This is a genomic window from Paenibacillus sp. FSL W8-0919, from assembly GCF_038003785.1.
Lineage (GTDB): Bacteria > Bacillota > Bacilli > Paenibacillales > Paenibacillaceae > Paenibacillus_AQ > Paenibacillus_AQ lactis.
This window is the reverse complement of sequence record NZ_JBBOPV010000004.1, coordinates 1-13229: the sequence shown is the minus strand read 5'-3', so window position 1 is coordinate 13229 and position 13229 is coordinate 1. Positions and strand designations below refer to the sequence as shown.

At 54.5% G+C, this 13229-nt stretch carries 8 protein-coding genes and 1 pseudogene; 2 read left to right on the top strand and 7 right to left on the bottom strand.

What is annotated here, in order from left to right; translation table 11 throughout:
* Positions 1 to 498 precede the first annotated feature (498 nt).
* From NST44_RS31010 to NST44_RS30985, 6 genes are all read right to left on the bottom strand, one after another.
* On the bottom strand, positions 499 to 1230 hold the full coding sequence (locus tag NST44_RS31010; protein ID WP_213614747.1) for a nucleoside phosphorylase: 732 nt from the start codon (positions 1228 to 1230) through the stop codon (positions 499 to 501).
* A 1-nt stretch (position 1231) separates the two neighbouring features.
* A complete protein-coding gene (locus tag NST44_RS31005) occupies positions 1232 to 1906 on the bottom strand; it encodes a sulfite oxidase-like oxidoreductase (protein WP_144871202.1) in 675 nt (224 codons plus the stop codon).
* Between the two features lie 65 nt (positions 1907 to 1971).
* Entirely contained in the window at positions 1972 to 2895 is a 924-nt protein-coding gene (locus tag NST44_RS31000) for an ABC transporter permease (protein ID WP_007131269.1), read from the bottom strand.
* Positions 2879 to 3946, bottom strand: a complete 1068-nt coding sequence (locus NST44_RS30995; protein WP_340901534.1) for an ABC transporter permease — start codon at positions 3944 to 3946, stop codon at positions 2879 to 2881. The genes NST44_RS31000 and NST44_RS30995 overlap by 17 nt, the downstream gene beginning before the upstream one ends.
* Positions 3943 to 5439, bottom strand: coding sequence for an ABC transporter ATP-binding protein (locus NST44_RS30990; protein WP_340901533.1), 1497 nt, complete (start codon positions 5437 to 5439; stop codon positions 3943 to 3945). Before NST44_RS30990 ends, NST44_RS30995 begins: the two co-directional genes overlap by 4 nt.
* A 71-nt stretch (positions 5440 to 5510) precedes the next feature.
* Entirely contained in the window at positions 5511 to 6554 is a 1044-nt protein-coding gene (locus NST44_RS30985) for a BMP family protein (protein WP_210095399.1), read from the bottom strand.
* Between the two features lie 617 nt (positions 6555 to 7171).
* On the opposite strand from NST44_RS30985, the gene NST44_RS30980 reads away from it, so the two are divergent.
* Positions 7172 to 7846 carry a hypothetical protein gene (locus tag NST44_RS30980; RefSeq protein WP_340901532.1) on the top strand — a complete coding sequence of 225 codons (675 nt, stop codon included), beginning with the start codon at positions 7172 to 7174 and terminating at the stop codon, positions 7844 to 7846.
* 112 nt (positions 7847 to 7958) lie between these two features.
* On the opposite strand, the gene NST44_RS30975 is transcribed toward NST44_RS30980, so the two are convergent.
* Positions 7959 to 11819 carry an RCC1 domain-containing protein gene (locus NST44_RS30975; RefSeq protein ID WP_340901531.1) on the bottom strand — a complete coding sequence of 1287 codons (3861 nt, stop codon included), beginning with the start codon at positions 11817 to 11819 and terminating at the stop codon, positions 7959 to 7961.
* Positions 11820 to 12009: 190 nt separating this feature from the next.
* Here NST44_RS30975 and NST44_RS30970 point away from each other — a divergent pair.
* Positions 12010 to 13229 (top strand): annotated as a pseudogene (locus NST44_RS30970) (LuxR C-terminal-related transcriptional regulator); the annotation flags it as partial.

Here is a 13229-nt window from a genome sequence, read left to right as displayed (position 1 = left end):
GGCCCCGCGGGCGCGCTTTTCCTGGCTACAGGTCCCTTTTTGGGACTTGTCGGCCTCGCGGGCGCGCTTTTCCTGGCTACAGGTCCCTTTTCGGGACTTGTCGGCCTCGCGGGCGCGCTTTTCCTGGCTACAGGTCCCTTTTCGGGACTTGTTGGCCTCGCATGCGCGCTTTCCCTGGCTACATGTCCCTTTTCGGGACTTGTTGGCCTCGCATGCGCGCTTTCCATCGCTGCAAGTCCCTTTTCGGGACTTGTTAGCCTCGCGGGCGCGCTTTCCATCGCTGCAAGTCCCTTTTCGGGACTTGTTAGCCTCGCACGCGCGCTTTCCATCGCTACAAGTCCCTTTTCGGGACTTGTTAGCCTCGCGGGCGCGCTTTCCATCGCTGCAAGTCCCTTTTCGGGACTTGTTAGCCTCGCGTCCGCGCCGACGCAACGCCGCCCGCGCCCCACCAAAAAAGCCGGTTATTCCCACGCCTCGGGAATAACCGGCTTTTATCCATCACCCTTGCTTCGCCAGCTTCGCAACGGCCATCAAGGCTGCATTGATCTCGCGCTCCACGGCATCCGACACGACATTCGTGTTCGGATCATACTCTGCCGCGAGATCCGCGTCCGCGAAGCCGTCGATCGCCACGATCGCACCAGCGCGGACGCCGCGGAGGGCGGCCACTACATAAAGCGCCGAGATTTCCATCTCCACGCCGAGCGCGCCGGCCGCCTTATATTTCGGATGGGGGAATTCCTCCACCCCGTTAAAGAATACATCCAGCGTCACCGTCATCCCTTTGCGGACGACGCCCTCGCCTAACGAGAGCGCGGATTCGTACAGCGCCTCAGCGACCGCGCTGTCCGCCACAGCCGGGAAGCCTTCCGGCACAAGCTGCTTCGTCAGCCCGTCCGTACGGATGGCCGCGGTGCTGACGACCAGGCTTCCCGCCGGCGTATCCGCCCGGTAGGAGCCGGCGGTGCCAACGCGGATCAGCGTCTTCGCACCGGCGCGAATCAGCTCCTCGAAGCAGACGGCCGCCCCCGGGCACCCGACGCCGTGGCTCGTCACGGCCAGCTCCACGCCTTCGTACGTCCCCACGAAGGTCCGGTATTCGCGGCTGAACGCCAGCTCGCGCGCGCCTTCCAGCTTGCGGGAGATGACTTCCGCGCGCTTCGGATCGCCGCAGACCACGACGAATTCGGGAATATCCTCAGAGTTCACTTGCAATATCGGCATCAACATATCAATCAAACTCCTTACGTGTCCATTCGTCTTCCGGTATATCCAGCGCTTCGCCGCTAAACCGCTGCTCCTTGAACGGATCGGCTTCATTATGGAAGCCGTTGCGTTCCCAGAAGCCCGGCCGGTCCTCCGCCATAAACTCAATGCCGCGCAGCCACTTCGCGCTTTTCCAGAAATACCGATGCGGCACAACCGTGCGCAGCGGCCAGCCATGCTTGTCCGTCAGCGGCTCTCCGTTGAAGCGGTAAGCAAGCAGCACATCGTCCCGCAGCAGGTCCTCGATCGGCACGTTCGTGTCATAGTCCGGATCCGCATGGAACATGACGTACTTGGCTTCCGGCTTGACCTTCAGCTCCTTCAGGAAATCCCGAAACAGAACCCCTTCCCACACCGTATCGAATTTGGACCAGCGTGTGACGCAGTGTATATCGGTTTGGAGCGTTACCGTCTTCATCGACAAAATATCCTCATACGAAAATGTCCGCTCCTCCTCAACTTCGCCGAATACCCGCAGCGTCCACTCAGACATGTCATAAACCGGTACCTCCCCTTCATGCAAAATGGGGAACTTCTCGGTCAGCGTCTGTCCGGGAGGCAGCTTGACCCGCTGCTCCTCGGTCAGGTTGCCGGCCGCGACCGGCTTCATTTTTTTCAAACGTTCCGCTTTCTTATGCACCTTCCGCTCATCTCCTTATGCAAAGTCTCGGGTCCATTTCCGAAAGATCACCGGGGCATCAAGCTTTATCGCGAGCTTGAGCCCTGCTTCAGCGCATCCTTCTGAAAGCTCTTATCCTTGAAGAAGAACATCGCCAGGATCGTCACGACATACGGCAGCATTTGGGTGAAATGTGTCGGCAGCGCCAGTCCCTGGAACCGGATGCTCAGCGCATCCATGAACCCGAACAGCAGACTTGCCGCCGTTACGCCAAGCGGGCCGGATTGGCCCAGCATTGTGGCAACCAGCGCGATGAAGCCGCGACCGGCGGTCATGCCCTCCGTAAACATCGTCACTTGTCCAAGCGACAGCTGCGCACCCGCAAGCGCGCACAGCACGCCGCTAGCCAGTACGGCGCCGTATTGATAACGGGCTACCCGAATCCCGACGCTCTTGGCCGCCAGCGGATTTTCACCCGCAGCCAGGAAGCGGAATCCGCTCTTCGTGCGATAAAAATAGTACCACATCAAACCCGCAATCAAAAAGGACAAGTACACAAGCGGCGTCAATCCCGCCAAAATCGGCCCGATCACGGGAATATCCTCAATGACGGGGATATTCCATTTCGGCAGCCCCACCATCGTGTTGTCGTAAAAGGCGCCTTTTACATCGAAGATCGCCCGCAGGCTGAACGTGGTAAGCCCGGCCGCCAGCGCATTCATGGCGATCCCGACGACGATGACGTTCGCCCGCAGGTTTATGCTCAAATAGGCAAATATCAACGAAAAGATCGATACAATCGCAATCGCAAACAATATCGCGTAAAACACGTTGCCGAAGTAGTAATTCCCAACCACTGCGGAGAACGCCCCCAGCAGCATAAAGCCTTCCAGGCCGACATTGAACAATCCGACGCGCGAGCAGAGGGCGCCGCCGAGGGCTGCGAGCAGAATCGGCGTCAGCACCCGGAGCGCCGAGTTAATCAGGGCAAGGTCAAACAGCTGTTCCATCGGATTTGTTCTCCTTTCTGCGCTTCAGGAAGCTATATGTGAATCGGGCGGAAATAAACAGGATCAGAACGGCTTGGATGATATCCCCCACCTCAAGCGGCACTTCCGTATTCCGCTCGACGCCCATGCCGCCGGTCTGCAGCGCCGCAAGAAAAATCGCCGCAATCAGCGTGCCGATCGGATTCGATCCGGCCAGCAGGGCTGCCATAATGCCTGTCCATGCATAATCCGCCGTGGATAATGCGCCGTCGATATAACGATACTGGGAGCCCAATATCTCGACAGCGCCGCCGAGTCCCGCCAGACCGCCGCTTGCGAACATGGCGCCGATCATCATCGGTCCGCGCTTCACCCCGCCGAACAAGGCGAACAGCGGGTTCCCGCCGAGCATCCGGATTTCATAACCGACCACCGAACGCTTCAGCAGCACGAAAATGATCAGAGCGGCGAGAACGGCCAGCACAAACCCGACGTGAAGGGGCATGCCAGAGATCAGCTTCGGCAGCCAGACGCTGTTGTCAAGCATCTCCGACTGGGCCATCGCCGCCGAGCCTGAGCGGTCCTTCAGCGGGTAGGCAACCAGATAGCCGGCAAACAATACGGCCACATAGTTGAGCAGCAGCGTCGAGATCAGCAGGTTCACGCCGAATCTCGAATCGAAGTACCCGGCCATGACCGACCATAATCCGCCTGCTATAATGCCGGCGAGCAGAGCGGCAACGCATACGAGCCAGCCCGGTCCCGGCATATACAATCCGACCAATGCGGCGCAGAGCGCCCCGAACACCATCTGACCTTCCGCTCCAAGGTTAAAGAAGCCCGCGCGGAAGGCAAGCGCCGCGCCCAATCCGATCAGAATGATCGGCGTCGCCCGCGAGAGGGTGTTCGTGAAGAAATACATTCCTCCGAACGCGCCTTTCCACATTTCCGCATACGTCTCTAAAATGTCGCCTCCGGCAATAATAATTGCAATCGCTCCAGCCAATAGACCCACGATGATGGCTGCGATCGGCTGAAGCAGCGGAAGCGTTAATTTTGTCCATTTGTTCATTGCAATGTTCCTCCCGCCATCAGCAATCCCAGTTTTTCCTCCGTCGCTTCCTTCGCGGACAGCTCGCCTGCAATTCGGCCTTCATACATAACCAGTATCCGGTCAGAGAGCTTCAAAATCTCGGTCAGCTCAGAGGACACGAGCAAAATTCCCGTTCCTTCTTCGCGCCGTTTCAACAGCTCACCGTGAATCGTCTCCATGGCGCCAATGTCGACGCCGCGCGTAGGCTCCGCCGCGATCAGGAACGGCGTGCCCTGCTCCAGCTCGCGGGCGACAATCAGCTTCTGCAGATTGCCCCCGGACAAATACTGCGTGCTCGTCTCGAGCGAGCCTGTCTTAATCGAAAACTTCTGCACCCACCCCGAGACAAGGGATCGGATATCCTTCAGCTTGAGGAAGCCACTCTTCTGCAGCCGACGATGATGACCCATCAGTCCGGTATCCATCACCGTGGCCGTCCGGTTGGCCCCCCACACGTAACGGTCCTCCGGGATGTGCGCAAGACCGCTCTCCCGAATATCTCTTGGCGTCATGCCCGTAACGTCCTTGCCAGCGACGGCGATCCGGCCGCCGTCCGGCTGGGCCAGACCCGAGATGAGCTGAAGCAGCTCGGATTGTCCGTTACCGGATATGCCCGCTACCCCTACGATCTCGCCTGCACGAACGCTCAGGCTTACCGCATCTAGCACCGGCTTGCCCTTCGTGCCGCGCAGCGAAAGGTCCGTTACCTCCAGCACCTTATCTCCAGGCGTAATCGGTTTGCGATCCAGCTCCAGCAGCTCACGTCCGACCATCAGACGGGAAATCTGATGCGCATCGGTAGCATGCTTATCGACCACGCCCGTCACCGCTCCGTCCCGAAGGACGGTAATGCGGTCGGCCACATCGAGCACTTCATTCAGCTTGTGACTGATCAGAATAAAGCTTTTGCCCTGCTTCGACAGCTGCTTAATAGCCTCCAAGAGCTCCTGGACCTCCAGCGGCGTGAGAACCCCTGTCGGCTCGTCCAGGATAATGATGTCCGCCCCTTGATAGAGCACCTTTAAAATTTCGACCCGCTGCTGCACACCGGGAGCGGTGCTGCTTACGATCGCCTGCGGATCCACCTTCATGCCGAATGTTTCGCATAGCTCTTCCACCGTCTTCACGGCCTGCTTCCGGTCGAAGACGGCCCCTGCGCCCGGTTCGTTGCCAATGACAATGTTCTCCGCGATCGTAAAGGAAGGAAACAGCATGAAGTGCTGATGCACCATGCCGATTCCGCTCTGTATGGCATCCAGGGGACTGGCAAAGGACACTTCCTTGCCGTTCAGACGAATCGTACCCGAGGTCGGTTGCTCCATCCCGTACAAAATCCGCATCAGCGTTGTTTTACCTGCACCATTCTCTCCGACAATCGCATGAACTTCACCTGCGCGCAGCGAAAAATCAATGCCGCGGTTTGCGCTAAACTCGCCATACTTTTTCGTAATACTGTCCATCTGGAGTAGCATGTCGGTTATGCCTTCCTTTCGCTTCTGAATAAAAGACCGACTGCCCTATGCGCAGCCGGTCCAGGTGAGAACTAGTTTTGTTCCAATGCGTTCGTTACTTTAATTTTTCCAGCGATTATATCGTCAGAAATCACCTTGAGCTGGTCTACAATGTCTTGTCCAATGAACGGGTTCAGCGGAGTTTTGCTCTCATGCGTGACATAAGTGAGGCCTACGCCGCCTTCCTTCAAGCCATACTCGCGAACATCAAAGGAAAATTTGCCTTCCACAAAGTCTTTGACCGTCTCGTACGCAACGGCGTCCGTTCCCTTCAGCTGAGCCAAGACAACATGCTCGGGATCGGTGCCGGTGTTGTCCGTATCTTGGCCGGACGTGTAGAAGCCCTTCTCCTTCGCAGCTTCGAATACGCCTAGGTCGCCTACGGCGGACATGCCTGCTACGAAATCCGCGCCTTTGGAATTTTGCAGGAGCGCAAGCTCTTTCGCTTTCGCCGGATCGTCAAATCCGCCGACGAAGTTAACGAAGATTTCGACATTCGGGTTGACGGATTTCGCGCCTTCCTCAAAGCCCTTGATATACTTGTGCATAATCGGAATATCGTCTGCCACGACATTGCCGACCTTGTTCGTTTTCGTTGCCAATCCGGCAGCCGCTCCAAGGAGGTAAGCCGCCTCATGCTCGCGGAATCCGACGCTGCGAACGTTCGGCAAGTCGACAACGGTATCAATGATCGCGAACGGTACGTCCGGATTCTCCGGCGCAACCTTCTTAAGCGCATCTTCCATCTGGAATGTGGTTGTGATGATCAAGTCATATTTCTCTGCCACGGCTGTGCGCAGATTTTGCTCGATCGAGGCCGGATCCGTCGATTCGATCGTCTTCACTTCCACGTCGAAATCGGCAGCCGCTTTCTGCAAGCCTTCGTCCATCAAGGCAAAGAATGGATTCACGCCGATCTTCTCAGGAAGAACGAGCGCAATGCGTTTCTTATCTTTAGACCCTTCAGCACCGCCAGCTTCGGCACCTTTGTCGGTCGACTTATCATTGCTGCCGCAGCCTGCCAGCAGTCCGACGGAGAGTACGAGTGTTAATAGAATTGACCATGTCTTCTTCATGTCCTGAGCTTATCCTCCTAAGTGAGCACGTTTTATACTATTATCCTAGGGTATAGACAAGCAGATGTCAAAACAAAAATTTTAGCGTTTTATGTAGTTTAATGTGTTTTTTAGCAAAAATTTGGTCGAAAACTGCATATATCACAGAACATTCCTTAATAAAAATGTCATTAATGTTCGGAAAATGCCAACATTTGATCAGTCGTTTTTACCATAGAACCAGGGTGAAAGCGCATTATTTTTCAAAACAGCCGGCATTCAACCGCTCCTTATTATTTCTATATCGTACAAAGCAGAGATACATCCAGACCTTCGGCCGTACTAGAGGAAGGCAATTTATTGGAGAATAGACCACGACTTGGACTTCTTCCTTTACCATAGGACCATGGATTTTGTTTAGAGGACCACCACAATTATTGCATCTAGTCCCAGCTAAAACCTTTCTTAATTAAATACGAGAATTAAATACAAGTTAAAAAATGGTTTTTATTTGCAACATTTATGAGTTGTTATGCATTAAGAATATGAACGATCATTATTTAGTAGTGATTTTTATAATTCATGAAAAGAGGGAGAAAACTCTCCAACTCCCCCATCATTTAGGAGGAAGAATTTCAATGAAAAATAAATGGTTGGCTATAATTTTGGCATTTTTCGTATTGATTGGCGGGGTGATCTATTCAACGGGTACAGTTAATAGTAAACAAGGTTCAACAAATATCGCTACACAGACGGACCATACATCTGCAGACAAGAGGATCGATAAATCAACATCAAAACCGAAATCTGTGCATGGTCAAATTCAGATTTTTCCTTTTGAAGAGGCAGTTAACCGATCTGATTTAATTGCCAAAGTTAGAATAGGAAAAAAGTCAGGAGAATTGAATGAGCCTGTACCAAAAACGGTATTTAATGCTCAGATATTAGAAACTCAGAAATCCGATGTGAAGGTTGAGCTGGAATCTATCCAGATTATGCAGCAGGGTACCGATGAAATATTGTTTAATGATAACCCTATATTTAATGAGAATGAGGAATACATTTTATTCCTGAAAAAAGCCGTGGGACCAATAACACAAGAGTATCCTGACTTATATTGGATCACTGGAGAAGAATCAAACATGTATAAAGTAATCGGGGATCAACTAGTTGAAAGACAGGCATTCATTAAAAATGAGCTTCTATATATTCAAGATAAAAGCTTCGTTGCTAAACAATCCTCCGGAAAACCTACCCAAATTCTTGATGAAGCTGAACTGAGCAAAAAGATAAAGTCTTTCGTGAAGAATTAGATATTGGTCTCATGCTAAAGGGGATGCCTGACACGGCATCCCCTTTCCATTAAAATGAAGCAGCCTATGAAACAACAACTGATCCCGAATCCAAGCTTACTTCAAAGGCATCTCAATCGATGAGCTGCGCCGCCCTCAATAACCGCTGCAGCATCGCCGCCGCTTCGCCGCGGGTCAGCTTCGAAAGCGGCTTAAGCGCATCGTCGGCTCCGTAGACGATCCCTTCGTTCACAAGGACGGCCGCTGCCGGTTTGGCCCAATCGGACAGGTCTTGAAGGTCTCTGTAACCGTCAAGAACAATATCTGCTTCCTTCTTATTCATTACAGTCGTTAATCCTGCCAGCTTCATCGCTCTGGCCATAACGGCCATAGCCTCTTGACGCGTAATGCCTTGATCTGGCCGGAAACGGCCGACCGCATCCCCTTGGATCAGCTCATACTGCACAGCTTGTGCAATGACGCCGCTGTACCAGTCGCCTGCATGGACATCCTGGAACGCGGAGCCTTCACCCTTCACCTCAGGCAAGCCGAGAGCCCTCACGATCATGGCGGCAAATTCGGCACGGTTCACTTGAGCGTTCGGCGCAAAATGGAGCGTCGCATGATCTGCACCTGAGCCCGCTCCAGCTCCATCCTCGCTGCTCCCCTTTCCGCTTAGGATCATGCGTGAGGCAAGATCATTCACCGCATCGTTGGACCAATGAAACGTAACATCGGCAAGATTCGCTTGATGAGCAACGAAAGCAACGGTTCCTGCATCCAAACGGTGCATGATGGCCTCAACGCTGCCATCCTTCCTCGGTTCAACGCGTGTCGGGATGTGGTATAATTCCCCGTTGTCATCCACTCCGACAGCTGTCGTGATGCGGCCCGGCATTCCCTGCGTCCAAGTGATTCGGTGCTCCATATATTGCGGGAATCGCTTCAGCTCAAGCGGCTTATCATGGGCCTTCGCTTTCGCTGTTATATCGAAATCGACTGGGGAACCGACCAGAGCAGCCCCTGATTCCGATAGAGCCTTCTTAACGGCTTCTGCCTTAGCTGCATCGGTAGCAGCCATCTTCAAGGTCACCGACATTTGATCTGCCGCTAACGGCAGCTTCGGATTGTCCGGCTCGTGCCAGCGAGACGATGCCATCACGGCTGCAGGAACATGGAAATGGCCCAGCGTTGATCGGATTTCAACGGCTCCCTGCTTGGCGCTAAGCAGATCTATCGCTTCTCCGCTTGCCTCCAGGGAGACCTGATCCGCAGGCTGATCCAGCGCGATAATGATTACCGGCTTGTAGTCCACTGTCTTTAAACGGGCTTCCAGCTTAGCCGTATCCAATTTCATCGATACGACGGTATGTCCATTTATCTCATGGGACAAACCAGCAACCATCCCTTCCTGTGACTCATCGTTTAGGGTAACTCTGATCTTCACGCGATTCTCCGAAGGTGCGGCATGGTTCGATTGGCTCGGCAAAGCCGGCCCTTGGCCCGAATCTGGCGCCGAGCCTCCAGGAGCTTCAGGAGTTCCGCCGCCCCCGGTTGACGCTGCTTCCGTCACCGCCGCTCTATATTTCTGCTGCTGACCATCGGGCGCCGTAACAACCACCTCGATGACATGGTTCCCAGCAGCAATGGGAAGGTCCGGGCTTTTTTGCCCGGAGACGAGATCGATCGGTCCGAACACCAAATCTCCGGCTACGCCGTACACGCTGGCCGCAACCGTCGCCCTCGCATCATACACCTGCGCCGTCACTGTGATCCGATTCGTTTCCTTTGGAACAGCTGCCTTGTAATCATAGTGATATCGATCGAATGCAGGGCTAAGACCGACTTCGCCTTCGGATGACTCAAAGCGCAAACCTTGCAGGCTTGCGTCGTACGCCGGAACCGCAGCTTCCTTCACCGTAAAGCTCCATGTATCGGCCCCTTGAATCCCGGCAAAGGAGGCACCTGAAAGATTACCGGTAAAAGCCCCCGGATCGATCTCGACATAATAAGCCATCCCCTCATCGAAATCGTTCAGCGGATCAATAATCGCCGTGTTGCCGAGAATCGTTACTCTCCCTGCATCGGCCGCGTCGATGGTCTCCACAACATGCGAATCCGGGCTCTGCCTGATCGTAATCAATCGGCCCGAGACAGCTGTCACTTCTTCTTGAAATACCACTCGCAGGGGCACGTCTTTTTCCACTCCGACAGAATGATGAGACGGCGTATACGACAATGCCCTAAGCTCGGTCGGGGACGGGAGCGGCTTCCATTTGGCGTACAGCGTGACATCCTGTGTACCGAATGTCAGCTTGCTGCCGGCCGGATAATCGCTCCCGCTGCCGTCCGGCTCCGTGTTCCAGCCTTCGAAGACAAATTCATCCTTGCGCAGCTGTCCCGTATTATCCGCCACCAACGTCTCGTCTCCTCTGGCAAACAAACCGCTGCTTACCGGAACATTCCCTGCGGTGTGTCCGTTGCCGTCATAGGTTAACGAGTAAAGGTTCGGCCATTTCGTTGTCACCTTTACCATACGGTAGCTGCTTTTTCTGCCGGCAGCATCTTTGGCAATGACATTAAAATAATAGTCCGTGCCTTCAGAAAGACCGTTCACCACAAGGGCGGTTTGATCCGTCGCATAGCTTCCGACCGGCTTACCGTTCTTCTCCATCTGACTGACGTCCCCGATATTCGGGCTGCCTGATGAATATAAAAGATACTGCAGCTCGTGCTGCTCCGTCATATTGTCCACAGCCTTGGGCCATTGCAAAGCAACCGAGTCCGTCGTGATACTGTCCGGATTCAGAGTCCCGCTGCCTGGATCCGGCGGCGTTGTATCCAGTACGGCCTTCGTCAGCGTCGGCGTATCCCTGGTGCTGGATGTCCCGTCCCCGAGTTGTCCTCCGCCGTTAAAGCCCCATCCCCAGACGGTTCCATCCTTCTTCATTGCCACGCTGTGAAAACCGCCTGCCGCAATTTCCCGAACATGCTCGATGCCTGACACCGGGACCGGAATGAGGCTGGATGCATTCGAGCCCACGCCAAGCTGCCTCTGACTGTTATCCCCCCAGCTCCATACGTTTCCCGTCCGGTCCAGGGCAAGGCTGTGGTAGCCTCCGCCCGCAACGGCAACGATATGCTGCAAGTTTTTAATTTGCACGGGTCTTGTTCGGTTGGTTCGTGTGCCATCCCCAAGCGTGCCGTATGTGTTTTTTCCCCATGCCCATACGGTGCCGTCTTGCGTAACGGCCAAACTATGGGAGCCTCCGGCGGCGATCGCCATGACGTCAGTCAGCCCGGCAACCTGCACCGGAACGTACCGATCCGTCGTCGTCCCATCGCCAAGCTCCCCGTCCCCGTTTACTCCCCAAGCCCATACGGTGCCGTCGGATTTCAAGGCAAGGCTGAAGTAACCGCCTGCCGCAATCGCCGTCACATCGTTCAGACCGGCGACCTGAACCGGAGTATTTTGTTGTAACGTCGTTCCATTGCCCAACTCGCCGTTGTCATTCTTCCCCCAAGTCCATACGCTCCCGTCCTCGGAAAGCGCCATGCTGTGATAGCCAAGCCCTCCGGAAACGGCCTTTATTCCGCTCAGCCCGCTCACCTGGCCAGGCACGTTCATATCCGTTACCGTCCCGATTCCTAATTGCCCATTCTCATTGGATCCCCAGGTCCATACGGTACCGTCGCTCCGAAGCGCCATAGTGCTGCGAACGCCGGTGTGAACGTCGATGACATGGTTCAACCCCTTCGCCATCACCGGCGTCGTGCGGGCACTCCAGGTGCCGTTACCCAGCTGTCCCCTGTCTCCATACCCCCACGAATAAACTTCACCGCTGCTTACGAGCGAAGCGGTATGATAGTACCCGGCCACAAGCTTCGGTGCAGCGGCCGGTGCCGCAAACGCATGACGATATCCCGCGACCCAATCCAGCTGCAGCAGAAGCATCGCCATGCACAGCAGGATTTTCACTGAACGCCTTAGCATATTCTCCTCCTTCGTTTCATTAAGCGTTTATAGCCACAGCCCGATTGGGACCGCGGCACCAAGGATGGTATCAAACTTATCGCAGGAAAACGATTGACAAACGTTAACTTTTCATCTTTTTTTTCATATAATCTAGTTATCTCGACTCAATTCCCGTAAAAATAACGTTCGTATATTGTGAGGGTATCCTATGAAACTACTGACCGACCCACCTATTCTGAAAATGAAAATAAGCCCTCCCGGGCTGAAAAAGCATCTGATCCATCGGGATCGGCTGCTGCGAATGTTGACGGCAGGGCAAGGAGGACAGCTGACCACCATTATCGCCCCTGCCGGATACGGCAAATCGACGCTGCTTGCCCAGTGGGCTTATGAAGCCGGCAAACGATGCGCCTGGGTGTCCCTGGATGAACGGGATAACGACCCCGTCCGCTTTTGGCGATACGTCACCGCAGCTCTCGGCTCGGCGCTTCCCAAGCAGCTGGGAGATCGCCTTCTGGACCATACGCATCTGCTGCCGGGCTCCTCGGTCGAAAGCTTTCTGGATACGCTGATCAGTGAATTATACGAGCATCATGAACCGCTCCATCTCATTCTCGAGGACCTGCACAGCATTCACAATGCGGCCATCCATGAGGGGATTTCCTACTTGATCGACTACCTCCCAGAGCATCTCCATCTCCTCATCTCCTCCCGAACCGAGCTTCCGTTCCCTACGATCAAGGGCGTGATTAACCATGAGATCCGTCATATCGGAATAAAGCAGCTGGAGTTTACATTGGATGAGACGGAGCGTTTTTTTCATCACGCAGATGACACTGGGCAGCAGCCTCTCCTGACTCCAATGCAGCTGGATACCGTCTGGAGCCAATCGGAAGGCTGGATTGCCGGTCTCCAGCTGGCTGCCGTTTCCCTTCAGAACGGCATGGGACCGGAACCCTTTATGGATGATATGAGGGGGAATCCGTCTCTGCTATCAAAATACTTGTTTCAGGAGGTCGTGAGTAAGCAATCCTCCAAGGTGTTTTCCTTTCTGCTCCAGACGGCTGTCCTTTCAGAGCTCCATCCGCAGATTTGCAATGCCGTAACGGATTTCAGGGACAGCCGCCCGATGCTGGAGGAGCTGCAGAAGCTGAACCTGTTCCTGGTACCGCTGGATGAACAGCATGCCTGGTTCCGCTACCATCATCTGTTTTCGCAATTTCTGCTGGACCTCCTGCAGCGTGAGTATGACGGTGAGCATGCGAAGCGTCACCGGCTTGCCGGGCAATATTACGCCGCCATCGGCTCCATGGATGAAGCCATCGACCATCTGTTAGCAGCGCAGGACTTCGAGGCTGCCGTGAATTTGCTGGAGCCGCATATGCAAAGCGTGCTTGAACGGGGCGAAATCGCCACGCTCCTAAAATG